Here is a 21917-nt window from a genome sequence, read left to right as displayed (position 1 = left end):
TCGTGGTATGTTATGGGCTTTTCGTCAGACTGGAAGAGAGTGAGATGGCAAAGCAGCGCGTAGGTATTGTCTTTGGGGGAAAATCGGCAGAGCACGAGGTGTCATTGCAATCGGCTAAAAATATCGTTGATGCGATTGATAAAAGCCGTTTTGACGTGGTGCTGCTGGGCATTGATAAACAGGGCCAGTGGCATGTTAACGATGCCAGCCAGTATCTGTTACACGCTGACGATCCGGCGCACATTGCCCTTAATCCTTCTGATATCAGCGTCGCAACGGTTCCGGGCGTGGAACAGGGACAGCTTATCGATGCCGGGAACGCGCAGGCGCTGGCACAGATTGACGTGGTATTCCCTATCGTTCACGGCACGCTGGGCGAAGACGGCTCCCTGCAAGGCATGTTGCGGATGGCGAACCTGCCGTTTGTCGGTTCCGATGTGCTGGGCTCTGCCGCCTGCATGGATAAAGACGTCACAAAACGTCTCCTGCGCGACGCCGGTCTGAATATTGCGCCGTTCGTGACGCTCACTCGCGCCAACCGCGATAAACACAGCTTCGCGCAGATCAAGGCGCAACTTGGCCTGCCGCTGTTTGTGAAACCGGCGAATCAGGGCTCGTCCGTCGGCGTCAGCAAAGTCACCAGCGAAGCGCAGTTTAACGATGCCGTTCGTCTGGCCTTTGAATTTGACCATAAGGTGGTAGTTGAGCAGGGAATTAACGGTCGTGAAATTGAGTGCGCCGTACTGGGCAACGACTTCCCGCAGGCGAGTACCTGTGGTGAAGTGGTACTGAACAGTGACTTCTATTCCTACGACACCAAATATATTGACGACAAAGGTGCCCAGGTTGTGGTTCCCGCCGCGCTCGATCCTGACGTTAACGACAAGATCCGGGCGATCGCCGTTGAAGCCTATCAGGCGCTGGGATGCTGTGGGATGGCGCGCGTCGACGTGTTTCTGACGCCGGATAACGAGGTGGTGATTAACGAAATCAACACTCTGCCGGGCTTTACCAATATCAGCATGTACCCGAAGCTGTGGCAGGCCAGCGGGATAAGCTATCCGGAACTGATCACCCGCCTGATTGAACTGGCGCTGGAGCGCCACGCCGCTGACAGCGCCCTGAAAAGCTCCGTTAACTAACGGTTAGTCGGCTTTCTCTGCCGTCGTCGTCTCATCGGGACGACGGCGGATAATAAATCCCGCCAGCCAGAAACTGATTACCCAGGTTACCAGCCCAACCGCATAGGTTTGCCAGCCTTTCGCTTCAAATCCCAGCAGCCCGACAACACCGTTGAGAATAAAGATCAGCCCGATCGCAAAGGCGTAGTAATGCCAGTCACGGCGTAATTTGGAAGTGAGCTTCATGACAACTCCGGCAGAAAAAAAACTATCCTCTCACAGTTTGATAAAGGCGTCTGTGGCGGATACGTAAATTCTGAAATGCAGCGCAGTTTCACTTATGTTATCAATTTGTGACGTGATGCAGAAATCGACAATCCAGGAGAAATCCTGAGCCGAATTTCCCACGATTCTGATATTGACAAATGCTATGACCTGTCACACTCACCCTGTACGACGCGTATTAACACAGAGTGATATTATCGGGAGGTCTTATGGCAGACTTTACATTGTCGAAACCGATTTTTGGCGGAAAACAACCAAAAACCTCCACGGCGGGGAATATTGCCTATGCCCTGTTTGTTCTGTTTTGTTTCTGGGCAGGAACCCAACTGCTGAATATGCTGGTGCATGCCCCTGGCGTGTATGAGCATCTGATGCAGGTGCAGGATACAGGCCGCCCGCGCGTTGAAATCGGTTTAGGCGTGAGCACCGTATTTGGACTCATTCCCTTCCTCGCGGGCAGCATGGTTCTGGGCGTGATTGCCCTTGTCCTGCGCTGGCGCAACCGCCACTGATTACAGTCCCATACAGCGTGCCCGACGATCTTCAACGCGTTTCGCGAACCAGGCGGTCGTCAGGTTACGCGTGATCTTCGGGCTTTCCAGCTGAATGCCTGGCAGAATGGCTCTGGGTAAAGCCTTTCCACTTTTCTTCTCGGCCAGCGCAAAGACCTGCTTATACAGATCCGTTTTCTCAAACGCCAGGCTGTCGCCCTTCTCCAGCTGTCGGCGAATGTCGCTGTTGCTCATCTCCAGCTTCGTCGAGAGTTTTCGCACCGCACGTTCGGTGGTCCCGGCCTCACTGCTGCCGTAAGCAATGAGATCGCCGTCCAAAGCGAGCTTCACACCGCTGGCGCGGCTTACCGCATTCTGGAAGGCTGCATTTCGGCTGGCATACCAGCCCGCGTTAAAGTCGGCAAAGCGATACAGCGGTTTATCGTAGTTGGCCGGATAATTCAGCAGGTGATACGTCCCAAACCACAGCCCACCGCGCAGGGAGAAGACCTCCTGACGTACCGTACCGTCGATATCCCACGGATAGCCGTCGGTATGCTTTTCCGCAAATGCGATACTGACCTGCATCGGACCGCCGGTATGCACCGGATTTAGCGAGCCAAACAGCTTCTGCCCCATCGGCACCATATTGATGAAATCATCGAAAATGGCGCTAAGCTGTTTCTCGGTTTTCACCGTATCCAGCCGTTCACTGTAGCTTTTACCGTTTGGCGAGGTGATTTTAAGGGCGGTATGCACCAGGAAAACCGGGATATGCATCGATTCGGCCCGGCGGTCGATCTCCTTCCAGGCGATTTTGTTCAGGCCAGGCACTACAGGATCTGACTGATACATCGATTCCTGCTGCGCCACCGCGAGCACCGAGCAGATATTCTCCTCGGTAGGCGCGATCTTCTGGCTTTTGAAGGTCGCTGCCAGCGCATCAGCCCACTCACTGCGATCCTTCACGCTGGCGGGCATCTTTTGCCGCACCACGCTCGCCACATCAACGGGCTTCTCCCCTTCTTTGAGCGGGGCAGCCCCTTTTTCGGCACAGCCCGCCAGCACAAAAGCGGCGAGTAACGTCAGCGGTAATGCACGTGGTACGGCAAATGGCATAGCAATTCCTTTTTAACCTAATGTATGGGTGACTTCCTGCACGTCCTTATCGTCCAGCTCACGCTCGAAACTGCGTAAACGTTTGTAGATGGACATCAGCTCCACCAGCGTAGTCCAGGAGCTGATCAGATACTGGAACGAACCGCGAACCTGACCAAAGACGTTGGTGATTTGGGTCATCAGACCGAGCGTAATCGTACCCGCAACGATGGACGGGAACAGCAGGAACAACCCGAAAACGTTATCAACCTGAAGATAAAGAATGCGCGCGATATTGAAATACATGTAATGGAAATAGAGGCGGAAATAGTTACGACGTACGGCGCCAAACAGCTCACGCACGGTAGGCGGTGACGCACGGTTGGCATCGTCTTCGCCATACACCAGTTCTTTACGGTAGGCCGCTTCCACGCGCTGGTTTTTAAACTCCAGCCCCGGCAGCTTGATCCCCACCACCGCCAGCAGCCCCGTTCCCATCAGCGACCAGACAATCGCAGCAATCACCAGGCCGTATGGCAGATGGCCGACAATCGGCAGCTCCGGAACGTGCGACGAGAGCGTCACCAGCACCGGCAGGAAGGCGATCAGCGTCATGATGGCGTTGATAAAGCTCACGCCCATATCTTCCAGAGTAGAGGCAAAACGCATGGTGTCTTCCTGCACACGCTGTGCGGCACCTTCGATATGCCGCAGGTGCTGCCAGTGTGCCATATAGTGTTCGTTCATCGCGGTACGCCAGCGGAACACATAGTGGCTGACGAAAAAGTTATTCATCACGCCAATCACCACGGCGATAAGGGCGATGCCGAGGAAGATCCCCACCTCATGGTAGAACTGGTTAATGGTCACTTTATGCGGCGAACTCAGCGCCGTCTGGATCAGATCGTAAAATGGCGCATACCAGGCGTTGACCGCTACGCCCACTTCCACCAGGAACCAGGTGACAAAGATGATTAACGACGTGCCGAGAATCGACCAGTATTGCCAGCGGTGAGGAGAATAGACAAACCAGAACATGGCAAAAAGCCCTACGCAGAGCACGTAATAAGCGTAGAAAAGCAGATAGCTCATGGACCAGAAGCGCGCTGCGCTAATGGGAATATCGCCCGTTGCCCCCGTAAGACGGGTCAGCCACGCGCCGCCACCGGCCTGCCAGAAAATGACAGCCAGCAGCGCCCAAATAAATGCCGACAGGAAAAAGGGCCCCGGCTTTGGGAAAAAAGACTTAAACATTGTGCTTCCTTCTTGTTGTTATGGCTGTTGCTGTGTTCAACATATCGCCACACGAAACCTTGCCTGTGCCAGCCTCCCGGCTCAGGCAAAAAAGTGAGACCTGCGGGTGAATTATTAGTTCGCTTCACAGTTTTCAGGAATTGTTTCGGTGCGTTTCATTCGCAACAGCGATCGTAGCGTCTATCATACGGTCGATGTCACAAAATGGGAGCCACGCCGCAAGTAAATTGTTCAAATTTACCCACGGTTACGTTTTTCTCGCTATCGTTATGCAAATCGGGCCATTGCCCGACGCCGATTAGTAGTATAACTACCCGTAACTTTCCTTATTCACTTGATGGATGCTTTTCGTTGAAACGTTGTCTGCTCTCTATCGCCGCGCTGTGTGCGGTGAGCCTGTCCACCGCCCAGGCAGCACAGCCTCTGACGGCCCCGGTTCTGGCCTCTGACATTGCCGATCGCTACGCGAACCTTATTTATTACGGCAGCGGTGCGACGGGAATGGCGCTGGTCGTGATCGACGGTAACCAGCGGGTGTTTCGCAGCTTCGGTGAAACACGACCGGGAAATAACGTTCGTCCGCAGCTGGATTCCGTTATCCGTGTCGCATCGATAACCAAGCTGATGACCAGCGAAATGCTGGTGAAACTGCTCGATCAGGGCGTGGTGAAACTCGACGATCCACTCAGCAAATATGCACCGCCCGGCGCTCGCGTTCCGACATATCAGGGAACGCCGATCAGACTGGTGAATCTTGCGACCCATACCAGCGCCCTGCCGCGAGAACAGCCCGGTGGCGCTGCGCATCGCCCTGTCTTTGTCTGGCCAACCCGCGAGCAACGCTGGAACTACCTGAGCACAGCAACCCTGAAATCGGCCCCGGGCTCGCAGGCCGGCTATTCTAACCTGGCGTTTGATCTGCTGGCCGACGCTTTAGCGACGGCGTCGGGTAAACCTTACCCTCAACTGTTTGAAGAGCAGATCACGCGTCCGCTCGGGATGAAAGATACCACGTACACCCCTTCCCCGGACCAGTGCAAGCGTCTGATGGTGGCGGAAAAAGGGGCCAGCCCGTGCAATAACACGCTGGCCGCCATTGGCAGCGGTGGCGTTTACTCTACGCCTGGCGACATGATGCGCTGGATGCAACAGTTCCTCTCATCGGATTTTTACGCGCGTAGCAATCAGGCCGACCGAATGCAGACGCTCATCTACCAGCGTGCTCAGCTACGACGCGTCATTGGCATGGATGTTCCAGGTAAAGCCGATGCCCTCGGCATGGGCTGGGTGTATATGGCGCCAAAAGATGGCCGACCGGGGATTATTCAAAAAACCGGTGGAGGTGGCGGGTTCATCACCTACATGGCGATGATTCCGCAATCAAACGTAGGCGCTTTTGTGGTGGTCACCCGGTCGCCAAATACACGCTTCGTGAATATGAGTGATGGCGTAAATAATCTGGTGGCCGAGCTGAGTGCCAATAAAGCGCAGGTGCTTACGGCCTCTAACTGATCTCAATAGTCCGTGGGCAAACGGTTGATACTGATCAGTTTGCCCCGGCTCATATTGATGTAGTTCCCCTGTCGCAGCGCCGCCAGAACCTCAGCAACGACCGAACGAGAAATACGAGTGCTACGCTGAATATGATTCATAACACCAATTTTTGAACGTAGCGTGTCATCCCACTCGGCCATATTGATCAGCATCGCCCGGATTTGGCTATAGGAATTATTTCCGACCAATTGCATGTCACGTTTTCCCAATAAATGGTTAAGCCATGACAGCCAGCAGAAAGCCTCTTGCCAAAGTTGCGCGTCCTGAATAAGCTGGTACGCGTCAGATGCCGGTAAATAAAATCCGGTACAAGGCGTCTGTGCCATCAAAGAATATTCAAGATAGTTTTCATTTATCCATGCGCTTAAACCGTGGATATACGGTGCCCGCGCAATACCCATAAGTAATTCGTCTGATTTACGGTGGACGGCCGTCAGGCCGGATTGTATGACAACGGTCAATGGTTCATCATCATTATTGCCGGTAGTTATTAATTGTTGTGGTTCGATCTTAAATGGGGTACCGGCGACTTCCAGACACTTTATGAGCCGGCTTAATTCAGAAAGTGGCTTCGCATTAACGTTCATGCATACCTCAAGTCATCTGTATCTGTCGGTTCTTTATAATTTTTAAAACACATAAAAAAGCGGGGGAAAAATCCCCCGCGCTTTCTATATTACCAGGTGTATTTCACACCCAGGTTTGCTCCCCAGTTCTGGTCAACGTCGCCGCCGCCCAGATAAGTCGCATCAGTGTAAGCACTGAAGTTTTTCGTGAAGCTGAACTGAGTGCCCAGTCCCACGCGAACCGCAGAGCCTTCCACGCCGTTATCAATGCTGTCATTGTTGATATCAGCATTGTTGTCGGCATCGTCATACACGTAAGCCAGTTTGAAGTAAGGCGTTAATGCCTGCTCGCCGCCGTAGTTGAAGGTATAACCTGCATCCACGCCGAGTTCATAACGCATACTGTCGTAAGACTGACCATCGATACGCATGTCGTTGCTTAGCTGGTAGTCATCACCGGACTGGAACAGGCCAGAGATCGCCGCGTAAGGCGTGACGTAGCCAGACAGGTTTGGTTTCCAGTCATAGCCCAGTTTCATCCCGAAACCAACGGCGTCAGTCGTGGTATTACCGTCAACATACTGACCGTTGCTCATGGTAGCAGAGAGGTCGTTGTTGAAGCGGGTGTAGCTCAGGGAGCTGTCGAGGAAGATGTCGTTCATGAACTTCGCCGACGCGTAGATCATCGCAGTCTGGCTGTCCTGATCGACCTGACCAGTACGATCGCTGATATCACCCTTCGCGAAACCAGCCGCACCACCGACAATCCACTTCGCGTTATTACCGTCGATCTGAGTATCCAGACCTACCATAATGCCGCTTACGTCCTGATCGTAGCTAACGGTGCCATTATCCGCGTCAAAGTTGCCGCCGAAATAGCTCACCCATGCGCCGCCGTTATCTGCCAGGCCATGACGGCTGTTGGTCAGACGGGTACCCACGGTATCCTGTTGCAGATTCCAGATGTTGGTATTAGCAGAAGGAATGCTCAGCGCCATGTTGGCGTAGTCAGTCAGCTCTTCCTGCTGGAGAACAACGGTGTCGCCCTTCTGCTGCGCCTGATAGGTGTATGCACCTAAATCAGCTTTGTTTGCCGCAGTAAAGCTGGCAGCGGTATCCGCGTTATTGTCATAGACGCGAACGATCTCTTTGTTTTCGTAGTCAGCTACGGAGCCTGCGCCGGTCGCATCGTCGATGCGCACTTTATAGTTACCGGCAACGTCACCGTTCACCGCCAGATGGCCGTCAGAGTTCAGCGCGACAACACCATAGTCGTAATCCGCTTTAGAGCGATCGTTGGTGATATAGCGTGCGTTGTTCAGGTCGCTGTTCAGCACATAATCACGGCTGGCAACGTTAAGCACACCGCCATCGGTCAGCACCATATTGTGCGTATCAACCTGACCCAGACCCAGCGCCAGCTCTGCACCGTTGTCCACGGTAATGGTGTTGGCATACAGCTCAGCTGTCTCTTCAGTGAGTGCAGCACGGCTGTAGCTATCCAGATACAGGCTGTCGGTAGCCAAACCACCGCTGTCGCCAATATTCAGGCTAGACGCATTGGTCAGGGTGATGGAATCTGCCAGCAGGCCGGAGTTTTCAACATTGACCTGAGACTGGTTGTTCACCGTCAGCGCGTCGATGTTGGAGATCTTACGGGTATCCCACTCGGAACCGTTATCCAGCGCCACGTTGAACAGGCCGCTCTGATAAACTTCTTCACCTGCAACATGACCGTTGCTGTCAAAGGTAGAATCAGGCCAGATGCTGTTTGGAGAAAGCGTGTGCCAGTCTACATCGCTGTAGCCTTCACCATACATCTGCGCCGTGCCGATGGCTTCAACGCTGGACTGCGCGGCACCCACCCATTTACTGCCGTTGGTCAGCGTGACATCCAGCTTGTCGGTATCATCCCAGCCGTTGGTGGTTGGGTTATAGACGCCGTCATCGGTGGTATCCGTTGCCGGATCGCCATTCTCGTAGAAGTTGTTATCAAAGGTGCTGGCGAAAAGGATGTCGCCGGTAATGGTAGAGTGATCGAAGGTAGCGGTGGTCTGCATAGCGTTATCAGACGCGCCAGCAACAACGATCAGCGCCGCATCATCCGCAGCCGTGGCGTTGGTTTCACCGTAGTCGCTCGGCTTCGCCGTTTGACCGTAGAAGCCACTGGTACCCAGATCGCTGTACGCACCAGAGGTCAGCACAGAATCTTTCACCACCAGCGTATCGGTAAAGATATTGCTGCTGTTAGCAACGCCTTCAACACCGTCGTATGGCGTGTTATCCAGCTCCTGATAACCCTGCGTCAGCGTGATGCCCGCGATATGGGAGTTGTTCTGAATAACGATGTCAGATTCAACGTCCAGCGTGATCGCGTTACCCAGACCATAGGTGTCCAGATAATGCGTTTCAGTGGTTTCACCATTGACGACATCGTAGGCGTAATGCTCGTAGGTATCGTTGATGGTGGAGTTATCAACAGTCAGGCTAAAACGATCATACTGGGTATGAGTGGTACCGTCAGTATCCACGCCATCTGCACACGTCGTGGTCATACACTCTGACGTGATCATGCCGTTAATGGTGCTGTTAGAAATACTTAACGCGTTCGCACGGCCATTGACACCATCATCCAGATAGTATGTCGAAATAACTCCGTTTACGGTTGATTTATTGATGACTGGATAAATGTCACCATCATGTGTGGCATCTGAATAATCCCAGTCAGCATAACCATAATACCAGGGCGTGGACGCGGTATTGTCATAGCCAAAAGTATTATATGTTGTGCCGGATATATCTTTCGCATTGGCCTGAGAAGCGATAGCCAGTGTGCAGGCTAATGCAAGTTGTGATACAACCAGTTTCTTTTTCCATGTTTGCATTGGGTCATCCCTCCTCAGGGACGTAAGCAAGTTTGTCCATCAAATCATTTAGCAACATTAAATTGCGGAAGGAATTATGCAGTTTCACTTCGAAAAGGTTCAATGAATGATTCCATTAAGTCCGTATTCAGACAAATAAGCTTGTAAACCCAGGACAATATCAATCATTATGAATAAATATTATAAATTCAACTGATTGCAAACTACTTTAGTTGCTTCGGCACATATAATAAAAAGCAATAAATCATTTATATTTATAATCCCGAACCAATATAGAAACCTCACCAATATTACATACCACACTGAACACCAGAATAAGCTTTATAATATAGACAAAATACATACAGCGAATATTAGTCGATTTCGAAAATCTAAAAGACAACTTTAGTAAAACACCGCTCCCTGCTTTCAGGTACACTATACCTCTTTGTTCCACAAACATCAGGCATACCATGACCGATTTAATTGCACGTCCCCGTCGCCTGCGCAAGTCTCCCGCACTGCGCGCCATGTTTGAAGAGACAACACTGACCTTAAACGATCTGGTGTTGCCGATTTTTGTTGAAGAAGAGATCGATGACTACAAAGCCATCGACGCGATGCCGGGCGTGATGCGCATTCCTGAAAAGCATCTGGCCCGCGAGATCGAACGCATTGCGAATGCGGGCATCCGCTCGGTAATGACGTTCGGTATCTCCCACCACACTGACGCGACCGGCAGTGATGCCTGGAAAGAAGACGGCCTCGTCGCCCGCATGTCGCGCATCTGCAAAGAGAGTGTGCCGGAGATGATCGTCATGTCCGATACCTGCTTCTGCGAATACACCTCTCATGGCCACTGTGGTGTGCTGTGCGATCACGGCGTGGACAACGATGCGACCCTGCTGAATCTGGGCAAGCAGGCGGTAGTTGCCGCCGCTGCGGGTGCGGATTTCATTGCGCCTTCTGCGGCAATGGATGGGCAGGTACAGGCGATCCGTCAGGCGCTGGACGCTGCGGGCTTCACCGACACCGCCATCATGTCCTATTCCACCAAATTCGCCTCCTCTTTCTACGGTCCGTTCCGTGAAGCAGCCGGCACGGCGCTGAAAGGCGATCGTAAAACCTATCAGATGAACCCGCTGAACCGCCGCGAAGCGATTCGTGAGTCTCTGCTGGATGAAGCCCAGGGCGCTGACTGCCTGATGGTGAAACCAGCTGGCGCATACCTGGATATCCTGCGCGACATTCGCGAACGCACCGAACTGCCGCTGGGCGCCTACCAGGTGAGCGGCGAGTACGCGATGATCAAATTCGCCGCGCAGGCGGGTGCCATCGACGAAGAGAAAGTGATCCTCGAAAGCCTGGGGGCGATCAAACGCGCGGGCGCGGATCTGATCTTCAGCTATTTCGCGCTGGATCTGGCTGAGAAGAAAATTCTGCGTTAATCCGCTTTAGCGCCGGGTAACGACTTCGCCTTACCCGGCCTGCTCTCTGCGCTAATCTTCACCAAACTGCAATATAAACGACATCTCCTCCTTCTACTGTCTGGGCAAGACGGCAGGAGGAGTGATCAATGTTTAGTCTCGACAGCGTTCTTGATGACCTTTGGCCTCAGGCGAGGCCCGCACCCTGGCAAAAAAGTCTGTTAAAAAGACTGCTTCACGAAGACGAATTTCAGCAGTTTGCCGCCAGCCACCGTCACCTGAAAGGGCTGGATATGGTGGAGCAGGTACTGGAACACCTTGATATTCACTGCTCCGTTTCCGCCCGCGACCTCGAACAAATCCCCGAACACGGCCCACTCATTGTGATAGCGAACCACCCCACCGGCACCCTGGATGGGCTGGCGCTGCTGTATGCCGTTTCCCGCGTGCGCCGCGACGTCAGGGTTGTTACCAACAGGATGCTGTCCCACCTTGAGCCCCTCAGTTCATTGTTTATTCCCGTGGATAATATGGGCGGAAGAACCGCAAAAGCTTCGCTGATACAGATGGAGCAGCACCTGCAAAACGCCGGCGTGCTGATCTTCTTTCCGGCGGGCGAAGTTTCCCGCCCAACGCGCAAAGGCATCCGCGATAAAAAATGGCATCCGGGCTTTATCAAGCTGGCCGGCAAACTACGGGTGCCGCTACTCCCGGTACATATCCAGGCGCACAACAGCCTGCTGTTTTATGCCAGTACCCTGGTCTCGCCAACGGTATCCATGCTGCTGCTGATGCAACAGATGTTTCGCCGCCGTCACAGTCAGCTGCCGATCAAAATCGGCCAGCAGATTGCCTGGAATGACCGGTTTAGTTCTACCCTTTCATCGCGTGAGATGGCCGAGCAGTGTCGTCAGCACGTGATACGTCTTGGCAAGGGATTGCCTGGCGTCTTTAAAACCCAGTGCGCCATTGCCCGCCCGGAAGACAGGGCGACGCTCAAGCGCGAACTGGCGCAGGCCGAGTGTCTGGGCAAAACGAGCGATGGTAAGGCCATCTATCTTTGGCAGCGCAACGGGCAGGAAGAGGCGCCTCTGCTGCGCGAGCTGGGGCGGCTGCGCGAGATTGCCTTTCGTGCCGTGGAGGAAGGCAGCGGGAAGCGCCGGGATACCGACAGCTACGATGATGACTATCTGCACCTTATTCTGTGGGATGACGATGACCTGGAGATTGTCGGCGCGTACCGCTTTATGCCAACGGCCATGCAGGTGGAAAAGCGCGGCGTCGAGGGGTTGTACAGCTACAGCCTGTTCCACTACGACGAAAAAATGCAGGACATACTGGAGCACGGTATTGAGCTGGGGCGCAGCTTTATACAGCCGCGCTACTGGGGGCGTCGCGGTCTGGACTATCTGTGGTCAGGCATTGGCGCCTATCTGGCACGCTATCCCCATTACCGTTACCTGTTTGGTCCGGTGTCCATCTCCGGCGGCTTACCGCCAGCCGCACGGGATCTGCTGGTGGCGTTTTATCGTCTCTGGTTTCCGGCCAGCCATCCCCTAGCCGCCTCGCGTCAACCCTACCCGGCCTCACTTCCGGACGTGCTGGCACAGTTTGGCGGAGTGGATTACGTGGATGACCTGACAAAGCTGAAATCCCTGCTCGGCAACCTGGGTTGCGGCATCCCGCCGCTCTACAAACAGTATTCCGAGCTATGCGAACCCGGCGGCGTGCAGTTTATCGATTTCGGCAGCGATCCGGCGTTCAATAACTGTATCGACGGGCTGGTGCTGGTGGATCTGTGTTATCTGAAGGCAAACCGCTATCAGCGGTATATAGAAGCACACCTTTAGCTCCGTTGCCCGGTGGCGCTGCGCTTACCGGGCCTACAATTAAACGTAGGCCGGGTAAGGCAACGCCGCCACCCGGCAATCAAGGCGCACGGTAAAACGGCTTATCCCCCAGGATAGTCGCCCGCTGCATAATCCTTCGCTGCGGCAGGTAATCCGCATTGGCGTAATGCTGCGTGACGCGGTTATCCCAGATCGCCAGATCGTTCTCCTGCCAGCGCCAGCGCACCTGGAACTCCGGTTTGGTGATGTGCGCGAACAGGAAGCCGAGCAGCGCCTCACTCTCTTTTTCCGCTACGTCCACGATACGCGTGGTAAACCCTTCATTCACAAACAGCGCCTGTTTGCCCGTCACCGGATGGGTACGCACCACCGGGTGCAGCAGCGGGGGATGTTTTGCGACCGCATCCAGCCAGCGCTGGTGCTCCTCTTCGCTTTTGCGGTACTTGTACTCCGGGAACGATTTTTTGAAGTCATGCTCCGCCCGCAGGCCGCTCAGCAGAGTCTGGAGCGGCGCGGAGAGCGCCTCAAACGCGGCAATCCCGCTGGCCCATAGCGTATCCCCACCCGTTTCCGGCAGCTGTTTTGCTGCCAGAATCGCCCCGGCTGGCGGTGTGTCGATAAAGGTAACGTCCGTGTGCCAGTTGTCATTATCGGGCGGGTTATCGTTATGGGTGTCCAGCACGATAATTTCCTCCACCCCTTCCGCATGCGGGTAGACCGGGTGGATATGCAGGTCGCCAAAACGCAGGGCCAGCGCGCGCTGCTGCTGCGGGGTAATGGCCTGTTCCCGCAGGAATACCACCTGATGACGCAGCACCGCGTGGTACAGCTGCTCAAACTGGTTATCGCTCAGCGGACGTGTTACGTCCAGGCCCGACACCTGCGCGCCAATATATGGCCCCAGCGGGGTAATGGTCAGTCGTTCACTCATTGTATTTCTCCATGCCAGGGCGTCAGGCGACGCTGTAGCGCGCGCAGTCCCAGTTCTAATCCAAAGGCAATCGCGGCGATCACCGCGATCCCTGCCAGTACCACGTCAGTCGCCAGGAACTCTCCCGCCGACTGCACCATAAACCCAAGGCCGCGCGTGGCGGCTATCAGCTCTGCCGCCACCAGCGTAGACCAGCCCACCCCAAGGCCGATGCGCAGCCCGGTCAGTATCTCCGGCAGCGCGCCTGGTAAAATGACGAACAGCAGTATCTGCGCGCGGCTGGCGCCGAGCGACTGCGCCGCACGTATGCGTACCTGCTGCGCACTTTTTACGCCAGCCAGGGCCGACATGGCTACCGGCGCAAATATCGCCAGGTATATCAGTAAGATCTTTGACGTCTCGCCGATGCCAAACCAGATCACCATCAGGGGCAGGTAAGCCAGCGGCGGGACGGGACGGTAAAGCTCTATCAGCGGGTCGAGAATGCCGCGTACCGTCGGGCTCAGTCCCATCGCGATCCCCACCGGAACGCCAATAATGACCGCCGCCAGCAGCGCCACCAGAATACGCATCAGACTGGCGCCTAAATGCTGCCAGAGCGTGGCATCCATAAAGCCCTGCGGCCCGGCGATGGTAATCAGTTTTTCCAGAACCTGGCCTGGCGGGGGCAGAAACAGCGGGCTGACCCACTGCTGCGCGGCAACCGCCCACCATACCGCCAGCAGCACCACCAGCGTGCTGAGGCTTAAGGTGAGCTGGCGAGAGAACGGCCAGCGTAAGGCAAGGCGCGTCCGCCGCGTTTTTTCACTGAAAACAATGCTCATGAGAACGCCTCCCGTTGCTCAAACACGCGGCTTAAGACGTATTCACGCTGTTCAATAAACAGCGGATCGGATTTGATGCTGCGTACCGGCTCTCCCGCCACATAGCGGCGGGCAAACTCAAGCGGCAGGCGCTCCAGCACGCGTCCCGGCCCCGGTGAGAGCAGCACCAGCTCCGTCGCCATAAACACGGCCTCTTCGATATCGTGGGTGATTAACAGCACCTGCTTGCCGGTTTCGTGCCACAGGCGCAGCAGCAGGGTTTGCATCTGCTCGCGGGTGAAGGCATCCAGCGCCCCGAAAGGTTCGTCCAGCAACAGCAGCTGTGGGTTAGCCGCCAGCGCACGGGCGATCCCGACGCGCTGACGCTGCCCGCCTGAAAGCTGCCAGATAAAGCGTTTTTCAGCCCCCTCCAGCCCGACCTTTTTCAGCATATCGCGCGCCGTATTCAGGCGCTGTTCACGCGCTACACCTGCCAGTTGCAGACCAAACGCAACGTTTTCCTGAACGTTTCGCCACGGGAGTAATCCTTCATTCTGGAAGACCACGCCGCGCTCTGCGCCCGGCCCCGTTACCCGTTTTCCTTCCAGCTGGATCGTGCCGTGCTGATACGGTACAAACCCGGCGATCAGGTTCAGCAGCGTCGTTTTCCCGCAGCCGGACGGCCCTAGCACCACCAGCAGTTCACCGCTGTCCAGCGTCAGGTTGATCTCTTCCAGGGCGGGTTTGCCGCCGTAATCGGCAGACAGGTTTGTAATGTTCAGCATTGCAGCCCCCTTATTTCACAAAGCGATCGGTCACGAACTGGCTGTAATCCGCCGCCACCGCAGGCACTTTGCCCTGCTCTTTCAGGAACGTCGCAGTGTCAACAATCGCTTTGCTCACCGGCCCGTTCAACTGCTGGACCTGCTGCGCAGGCGTCAGATAGGTGTTGCCTTTTACCAGCCCCGGCACGTCAGCTTCCGGCACGCCGCTCAGACGTGAGAGTTTCTCCAGGTTGGCGGGCTGTTTCAGCCATTCATCCGGGTTGCTGATGTATGGCTGCTGTGCGTCGATGGCGCTTTTGGCGAAGGCTTTCACCACTTCAGGGTGTTTCTCGGCAAAGTCCTTACGTACGACCCAGACGTCAAGGGTTGGCGCGCCCCACTGCCCCACTTTTTCGGAGTCGGTCAGCACGGTGCCCTCTTTTTCCAGCTCGTTGACGGCGGGGGCCCAGACGTATGCTCCGTCGATGTCGCCACGCTGCCAGGCGGCAATAATCGCCGGAGGTTGCAGGTTAATGATCTGCACCTGGCCCGGCTTAATGCCCCAGTGTTTCAGCGCTGCCAGCAGGCTGTAATGCGTGGTGGAGATAAACGGCACCGCGATGCGTTTGCCGATCAAATCTTCGGGTTTCGTTATAGTTTTCTTCACTACCAGCGCTTCGGAATTTCCGAGCTGCGACGCCAGCAGGAAAACTTCAATCGGCACCTGCTGGCTGGCGGCCACCGCCAGCGGGCTGGAGCCCAGGTTGCCAATCTGCACATCGCCCGAGGCTAACGCCCGCACAATCGCCGCGCCGCTGTCGAACTTGCGCCAGTCGACGTTCGCCCCGCTCGCTTTGGCGAAGGTGTTGTCCGCCTGCGCGACTTTCGCCGGCTCAGCGGAAGTCTGATACGCGACGGTGACGTCCACCGCCTGCGCCTGAAATGCCCACAGCGCCAGTGCGCCGAGAAGTGTGATTCGCGATGAAATTGCCATAGTGCCTGCTCCCCTTGTTGTTATGAGGGCAGTATTTCCGGCGCGAGAATTTTGATAAAGGAATAAAAAAGAATCGCTAATGACGATTCGTTTTTAGAAAAAAAGCGGGAAAGGATAGTGAATTTTGTGCGGTTGTTTCTCCGGGTGGCGCTGCGCTTACCCGGCCTACGGTTCGTGCAATTTGTAGGCCGGGTAAGGCGCAGCCGCCACCCGGCAAAGACCTCAGCGCTGAACCGTCAGCGCAGCAATATCCTGCGGCGTGGTGCGACAGCAGCCGCCAATCAGCTTCGCACCGGCATCCAGCCACTGCGGTAAATACCCCGCCAGCGTCTCGCAGGCGTCACCATGGTGATGCCAGGTTTTGCTCACCGCATCATAATGCTCGCCGGAATTCGGATAGACCACCAGCGGCAGCGACGTCAGGCTGTGCAGATGCGTCAGCGCCGCGGTGGTGTTTTCCAGCGCGATACAGTTGATCCCCAGCGCGACAACCTGTGGATAGCTTTCGAGCGCAGAAACGACATCCCGCAGCGGCGTCCCGTCACTCAGATGCTCGCTGTCACGCAGGGTAAATGAGAACCATGCCCGGGCGCGAGGATACGCCGTCAGCATCGCCGCCAGCACCTTAATCTCCGGGAAAGAAGGCAGCGTTTCACAGGCCAGCAGATCCGCGCCCGCATCCAGCAGCGCCTCCACGCGGGGACGGTGGAACGCGGTGAACTCTTCAGCGCGACGCACATAATCGCCGCGATATTCAGATCCATCGGCAAGGTACGCGCCGTACGGCCCTACCGACCCCGCCACCAGCAGCGTGCCCGCCTGCGCATTCTCTGCCAGGTACGCTTCCCGCGCTTTGCGTGCCAGCTCTACGCTTTTGCCAATCAACGCCCGGGATTGCGCCTCGTCCAGCCCGCGTGCGGCAAAGCCCGCAGGCGTGGCCTGATAGCTGGCGGTGATCGCCACCTGTGCCCCCGCGCGGTAGTAGTCGAGGTGCACGTCCCGGATCAGCTCCGGGTTTTCCATCAGCACTTTGGCCGACCAGAGGCTGTCGGCAAGGTTACAACCGCGCGCTTCCAGCTCCGTTGCCATCGCCCCATCCAGCACGACAAACGGCTGGTTTTCAAGGAGGGCGGTAAGCGGATTATTCTGCGACATGTTCAGGCTCCTGCGATGTCAGGTTTCGGGTCAGGTAGTACGCACCATAACACAGGGCGACAAACGGAAGCCCGCAATAAAGGGCAATACGCTGGCTGGGGTCAAACCACAGGCCGATACAGGCCACCAGGCAGAGGATAAAGCCAAGCACGGGCACCAGCGGATACCATGGCGCGCGATACTGCAACGCCGAAAGCGGCTGCCCGGACTGCACGTGACGGCGACGAAACACGAAGTGTGACGCGCAGATGCTGATCCACACCGCCACCACCGCAAAACCGGAAATAGCTGACAGGGCCACAAACACCGTATCCGGCGCAACCACGCTGGAGAACAGCGCCAGCACGCCACCCAGCATGGAAACGGAGAGCGCCGTCAGCGGCACGCCGTTTTTGTTGACGCGGGCAAAGCAGCGCGGCAGCGTTTTCTCGTTAGACAGAGACCACAGCATACGGCCAGAGGCATACAGGCCCGAGTTCGCCGCCGAGAGGATCGCCGTCAGGATCACGAAGTTAAAGATATCCGCCGCATACGGAATGCCGACCTTTTCAAACACCACCACGAACGGGCTTTTCTCCACGCCAGCCTGCTGCATCGGGATCAGCGCCGCCAGCACAAACACGGTGCCAATAAAGAAGATGATGAGCCGGGCGATGGTGGTGCGAATAGCAACCGGAATAACCTTGTGTGGGTTTTCCGTTTCTCCTGCCGCGATGCCGATAAGCTCCGTTCCGGAGAAGGCAAAGTTGACCGCCACCATGGTCATCAGGATCGGCAGACCGCCGTGCGGGAACCAGCCTTCGGCAGTAATGTTGCTTAAGCCCGGCGCCGGTGAACCGTCCTGCATCGGGATAAAACCGAAGATCGCCGCCCCGCCGAGAATAATGAAGGCGATGATGGTGATGACTTTCACCAGCGAGAACCAGAATTCCCCTTCGGCGAAGAAGCGCGTGGAAATGACGTTAAGAGCAAAAATCACCACGCAAAAGACGACGCACCACGTCCAGACGGGAACCTGCGGGAACCAGTACTGCATACAGAACCCGGCTGCGGTAAAGCTCGATCCCAGCGCCACTGTCCACGTAAGCCAGTAGAGCCAAGCCACGGTATACCCTGTCGCCGGGCCGAGATAACGAGCGGCGTAGACGTGGAACGCGCCGGTTTCCGGCATCGCCACGGAAAGTTCCCCCAGGCATTGCATAACCAGCCAGACCACCAGCGCACCAATAAGATACGCCAGCAGCGTGCCCGCCGCGCCGGTTGTCGAAATGATGTATCCGGTATTGAAGAATAACCCTGTGCCGATAACGCCCCCCAGCGAGAGCATAATCAGGTGACGGGTTTTCATGGTGCGCTTAAGCTGCCCGTTTTGTTGTTCTGTTTGCATATTACCTTCTAAACGTATGGACATCTAAACATCCAAAGAAGGGTGTTATACCGCGATTGTTAACAAAAGGCCACCCGGCACGACTTCGGCGCAATTATTGGTAAATCTTTAAATCAGTTCTATAGTCGACACAGTTTCTTCTTCACCAGGACTCACTATGCGATTTAACGGACTGACCAAAGGTTTCTTTATTCTCATCCTGGCCCTTGTTACCTGGGCTTTCTTTGACGTGCTGTCACCCTATTTCTCGGCGATTCTGTGGGCCGCGATCCTGACCATCATTTTCAACCCGGTGAAAAACAAATTGCGTACCGCGCTGGGCGATCGCAACGGGCTGGCTTCCCTCCTTACACTCGGCATTATCTGCCTGATCGTGTTTATTCCGTTGATGGTGATCCTTTCCTCGCTCGCGGTGGAACTGAACATGGTTTACACCAAGCTGCAACAGAACAACACGCAGTTCCCGGAAGTCATCGCCGGTATTTTCAACCGACTGCCGGACTGGGCCAGCGGCTTCCTGGCGGATCACAACCTGACCAACGCCGCGCAGATTCAGAAAAAGCTTTCCGATGTCGCGTTACAGGGTGGACAGTATCTGGCGGGAAGCGCGTTCCTGATTGGTAAAGGGACGTTCGGCTTTGCTATTAGCTTCGGCATTATGCTGTACCTGCTGTTTTTCCTGCTCAAAGACGGGCCCTATCTGGTGCGCCAGATCCTCGACTCGCTGCCGCTGTCTGACTTTGCCAAACAGCACCTGTTCGCTAAGTTTGTCGGCGTCTCGCGAGCCACGGTAAAAGGTACGGCGGTCGTGGCAGTGGTTCAGGGTACGCTTGGCGGTATCGCCTTTGCCATCGTCGGTATTGACGGTAGCGTACTGTGGGGAGCGCTGATGGCGTTCCTCTCCCTGGTGCCCGCCGTCGGCTCGGCTATCGTCTGGGTTCCCGCCGCGATCTTCCTGTTTGCCACTCACCAGCTGTGGCAGGGTCTATTCATTGTGGGCTTTTTTGTCATTATCGTCGGGCTGGTGGACAACCTTTTACGTCCGCTGCTGGTGGGCAAAGACACCAAAATGCCGGACTACCTGATACTGATCACCACGCTCGGCGGTATGGAGCTGTACGGCATTAATGGTTTTGTGATTGGGCCGCTGATTGCCGCCCTGTTTATCGCCTGCTGGAACCTCTTCTCCGGCCGCGACCACGCAGGCAACGCCGAGGAGCTGGACGCAGACTTTATCGAAGAGGGAAAAAACCCTCCGGATCTCTAACGAAACGCGTTTTGTCAGGCGGCCCTGTGCCGCCTTTTTTTTCGCGATAAATCAGGGGTTTTCTATAATCTGAAATGAACGCTCTTCCACATTTGTCGTAGAAGGATCCAACAGGTGCGAATCGCCACGATCACAAACTGGGCCTATGGTGTCACGGTGTGCCTGACCATTGCCTCCGGTATCGTCATGCTGATGGCTTCCCATGCCGACAACGTAGAGCGTCAGGCTGTTAAGCAACGACAAATTTTTGACCAGCTTACGGAAGAGATTGAAGCAGAAACCTGGATGCTCTCCGATTTAGCGCGCCTTTACGCCATCAAAAAAGAGCCCGATGTGCTGAAAGCGTACCAGGCGAAAGAAGGTGAACTGAAGAATATTGAACACAAAGTGGGACAGTTAAAAGATACGGGCGCAACGGGCGAAGAGCTGGCGCTGCTGTATGAAGGGCTGAAGATTGTTGATGGCCTACAGGATGAACAGCAGGCAGCAATTGCCAGCGTCGCCCGGGGTGAGGAACAACAGGCCATTGCGTTACTCTTCGGCAAAATCTACGAACTTGAAACGGAACGCGCCCAGAGCAAGATTGACCATTTTCGTATGCTGCTGGATAAGCGCATTATTGCCGATGTCCAGGCGGCGACCAACACGTCGAAAACGCTGCGTACCGCCTCAGAGGTGATGGTCGGCCTGACCGCCCTGCTCTTCTTATTCGTGATGGGCTTTATTCTCAAGCACCGCGTGCTGCGCCCGGTGGTGCGCCTCAGCGATGTGGTTCACCGCCTGGCCTCACAGGATTACGCCGTCGAAACGCCCAATTTCAACCAGGTCGATGAGATAGGCGATATGGCGCAGGCCATTCGCATTTTCCGCGAGAACGGGCTGGCAAGGCAGCGGCTTGAAAAAGAACGCGACGCAGACTGGGCCATCCGCGAGCTGCTCGCACGAATGACCCAGCGCTTGCAGGGGTGCGAGAACGTCAGCGACGTGATTGAGGTGGCAGAGCTGTTTGCTCCCAACATTGCGCCGGGTATCGCCGGACGTCTGTATATCATGGATCGAAACCCGTGGGAGATGCGCTGTGCGGCGGAATGGTTATCTCCACAGGGAGAAAAAAATGCTTTCCACCCCGATCAATGCTGGGCCATACGCCGTGGTCAGAGCCACCCACCGGTCAACGGCGAGCCGGATATCGGTTGCCAGCATCTGCCTGAATCACAAAAAGACAGCTCACTGTGCGTGCCGCTCATTGCGCAGGGGGAAGCCATTGGTTTGCTGTCGTTTCAGAATATCACGCCTGAAACGGCACCGTCCCGCGCATATCTCGAATTAATGGCGGAAGCCCTGGGTCTGGCGCTGGCCAACCAGCGTCTGCGCGATGCCCTGCTGGAAAAAGCGCTATTCGACCCGCTCACCGGCTTGCGTAACCGTCACCACCTGGAAGATACCCTGCGCACTCAGATAGCTCAGGCAATGCGCAATGATGAGCCGGTGAGCTGCATGATGATCGACATCGATCACTTTAAAAGCATTAACGATCGCTTCGGCCATGAGGCTGGCGATCATGTGATTAAGAGCGTGGCGACAATTGTTCAGCGTGCCGTGCACGATGCCGGCCTGGCCTTCCGCTTTGGTGGCGAAGAGTTTCTGGTGCTGCTAACGGGTGCGGATGAGGAAGCGGCTCACGCCTGCGCAACGGAGATTTATAACGGCGTCCATACGCTGTCGCTGCGCTATGGGCTTGCTGAGATTGGCCCGGTGGATGTGTCGATCGGGATCGCCAGTTACCCGCAGCACGCCCAAAGCGACGACCTGCTGCGCGCAGCAGATGTGGCGCTTTACCGGGCGAAAGAGCTGGGGCGCTCGCGGATCGTCAGTTTCAGTATGCTGGAGACGGGTTAACCGAAAATCCCTGCCAACGACGTCAGAGGTATGCGCACTCTCTTATTCCCTCACATTGAGGGTGCGTTATCATTCTTTGTACAAATAAATCAATCTTAACGATGCCACCATTGATAAAAAATGGGGGTGCGTAAATATATCAATAAATCAAAGCGATCATTTTTTAAACCCGGGTGGCTAATTACACTGAGTTTTTATGTTTTAAAA

The 21917-nt window shown here is 55.5% G+C and carries 18 protein-coding genes; 7 read left to right on the top strand and 11 right to left on the bottom strand.

The genetic code is table 11. From position 1 onward, the window contains the following. Window positions 1-44 precede the first annotated feature (44 nt). Window positions 45-1142 (top strand): D-alanine--D-alanine ligase, encoded by a 1098-nt coding sequence (gene ddlA, locus AC4OVU_RS05185; RefSeq protein WP_110293086.1) that lies wholly within the window; start codon window positions 45-47, stop codon window positions 1140-1142. A gap of 3 nt (window positions 1143-1145) precedes the next feature. On the opposite strand, the gene AC4OVU_RS05180 is transcribed toward ddlA, so the two are convergent. Next, window positions 1146-1367: a DUF2754 domain-containing protein gene (locus AC4OVU_RS05180; protein WP_015571318.1), complete on the bottom strand. Its 222-nt coding sequence runs from the start codon at window positions 1365-1367 to the stop codon at window positions 1146-1148. A 248-nt stretch (window positions 1368-1615) separates the two neighbouring features. On the opposite strand from AC4OVU_RS05180, the gene AC4OVU_RS05175 reads away from it, so the two are divergent. Continuing rightward, entirely contained in the window at window positions 1616-1918 is a 303-nt protein-coding gene (locus tag AC4OVU_RS05175; protein WP_003859159.1) for a DUF2755 family protein, read from the top strand. Here the strand turns inward: AC4OVU_RS05175 and AC4OVU_RS05170 are convergent, their stop codons facing one another. Beyond that, a complete protein-coding gene (locus tag AC4OVU_RS05170) occupies window positions 1919-3016 on the bottom strand; it encodes a DUF1615 domain-containing protein (protein WP_047727254.1) in 1098 nt (365 codons plus the stop codon). Window positions 3017-3028: 12 nt separating this feature from the next. Then, a complete protein-coding gene (gene sbmA / locus AC4OVU_RS05165; protein ID WP_003859162.1) occupies window positions 3029-4249 on the bottom strand; it encodes a peptide antibiotic transporter SbmA in 1221 nt (406 codons plus the stop codon). Window positions 4250-4600: 351 nt separating this feature from the next. Here sbmA and ampH point away from each other — a divergent pair, with 351 nt between their 5' ends. Further along, complete coding sequence (gene ampH / locus AC4OVU_RS05160; protein ID WP_003859164.1) at window positions 4601-5761, top strand: D-alanyl-D-alanine-carboxypeptidase/endopeptidase AmpH; 1161 nt, start codon at window positions 4601-4603, stop codon at window positions 5759-5761. 2 nt (window positions 5762-5763) lie between these two features. Here the strand turns inward: ampH and AC4OVU_RS05155 are convergent, their stop codons facing one another. Both AC4OVU_RS05155 and AC4OVU_RS05150 read right to left on the bottom strand, forming a co-directional pair. Further along, a complete protein-coding gene (locus AC4OVU_RS05155; RefSeq protein ID WP_015571320.1) occupies window positions 5764-6390 on the bottom strand; it encodes a helix-turn-helix domain-containing protein in 627 nt (208 codons plus the stop codon). Window positions 6391-6479: 89 nt separating this feature from the next. Further along, window positions 6480-9254 carry an autotransporter outer membrane beta-barrel domain-containing protein gene (locus tag AC4OVU_RS05150; protein ID WP_110293087.1) on the bottom strand — a complete coding sequence of 925 codons (2775 nt, stop codon included), beginning with the start codon at window positions 9252-9254 and terminating at the stop codon, window positions 6480-6482. Between the two features lie 452 nt (window positions 9255-9706). Here AC4OVU_RS05150 and hemB point away from each other — a divergent pair, with 452 nt between their 5' ends. Both hemB and olsF read left to right on the top strand, forming a co-directional pair. Beyond that, window positions 9707-10681 (top strand): porphobilinogen synthase, encoded by a 975-nt coding sequence (hemB, locus tag AC4OVU_RS05145; protein WP_015571323.1) that lies wholly within the window; start codon window positions 9707-9709, stop codon window positions 10679-10681. Between the two features lie 128 nt (window positions 10682-10809). Beyond that, on the top strand, window positions 10810-12510 hold the full coding sequence (gene olsF / locus AC4OVU_RS05140) for a bifunctional ornithine lipid synthase OlsF (protein WP_015571324.1): 1701 nt from the start codon (window positions 10810-10812) through the stop codon (window positions 12508-12510). Between the two features lie 79 nt (window positions 12511-12589). Here the strand turns inward: olsF and tauD are convergent, their stop codons facing one another. From tauD to mmuP, 6 genes are all read right to left on the bottom strand, one after another. After that, a complete protein-coding gene (tauD, locus tag AC4OVU_RS05135; protein ID WP_017694443.1) occupies window positions 12590-13441 on the bottom strand; it encodes a taurine dioxygenase in 852 nt (283 codons plus the stop codon). Next, window positions 13438-14265, bottom strand: coding sequence for a taurine ABC transporter permease TauC (tauC, locus tag AC4OVU_RS05130; protein WP_017383144.1), 828 nt, complete (start codon window positions 14263-14265; stop codon window positions 13438-13440). The genes tauD and tauC overlap by 4 nt, the downstream gene beginning before the upstream one ends. After that, window positions 14262-15029, bottom strand: a complete 768-nt coding sequence (tauB, locus tag AC4OVU_RS05125; protein ID WP_015571326.1) for a taurine ABC transporter ATP-binding subunit — start codon at window positions 15027-15029, stop codon at window positions 14262-14264. Before tauB ends, tauC begins: the two co-directional genes overlap by 4 nt. Before the next feature lie 10 nt (window positions 15030-15039). Continuing rightward, window positions 15040-16002: a taurine ABC transporter substrate-binding protein gene (tauA, locus tag AC4OVU_RS05120; protein ID WP_023295999.1), complete on the bottom strand. Its 963-nt coding sequence runs from the start codon at window positions 16000-16002 to the stop codon at window positions 15040-15042. A gap of 222 nt (window positions 16003-16224) precedes the next feature. Beyond that, window positions 16225-17157, bottom strand: a complete 933-nt coding sequence (gene mmuM, locus AC4OVU_RS05115) for a homocysteine S-methyltransferase (protein ID WP_015571328.1) — start codon at window positions 17155-17157, stop codon at window positions 16225-16227. Then, entirely contained in the window at window positions 17144-18544 is a 1401-nt protein-coding gene (gene mmuP / locus AC4OVU_RS05110; RefSeq protein WP_110292636.1) for an S-methylmethionine permease, read from the bottom strand. The genes mmuM and mmuP overlap by 14 nt, the downstream gene beginning before the upstream one ends. Before the next feature lie 157 nt (window positions 18545-18701). On the opposite strand from mmuP, the gene AC4OVU_RS05105 reads away from it, so the two are divergent. Next, entirely contained in the window at window positions 18702-19811 is a 1110-nt protein-coding gene (locus AC4OVU_RS05105; RefSeq protein WP_017383139.1) for an AI-2E family transporter, read from the top strand. A 114-nt stretch (window positions 19812-19925) separates the two neighbouring features. Further along, window positions 19926-21710 (top strand): diguanylate cyclase, encoded by a 1785-nt coding sequence (locus tag AC4OVU_RS05100; protein ID WP_017383138.1) that lies wholly within the window; start codon window positions 19926-19928, stop codon window positions 21708-21710. The last annotated feature ends 207 nt before the right edge of the window (window positions 21711-21917 follow it).

It is taken from the genome of Enterobacter sp. 6722112, assembly GCF_058661685.1.
Note: the sequence above shows the minus strand (reverse complement) of the source record. Positions and strands in the feature narration are given on the sequence as shown.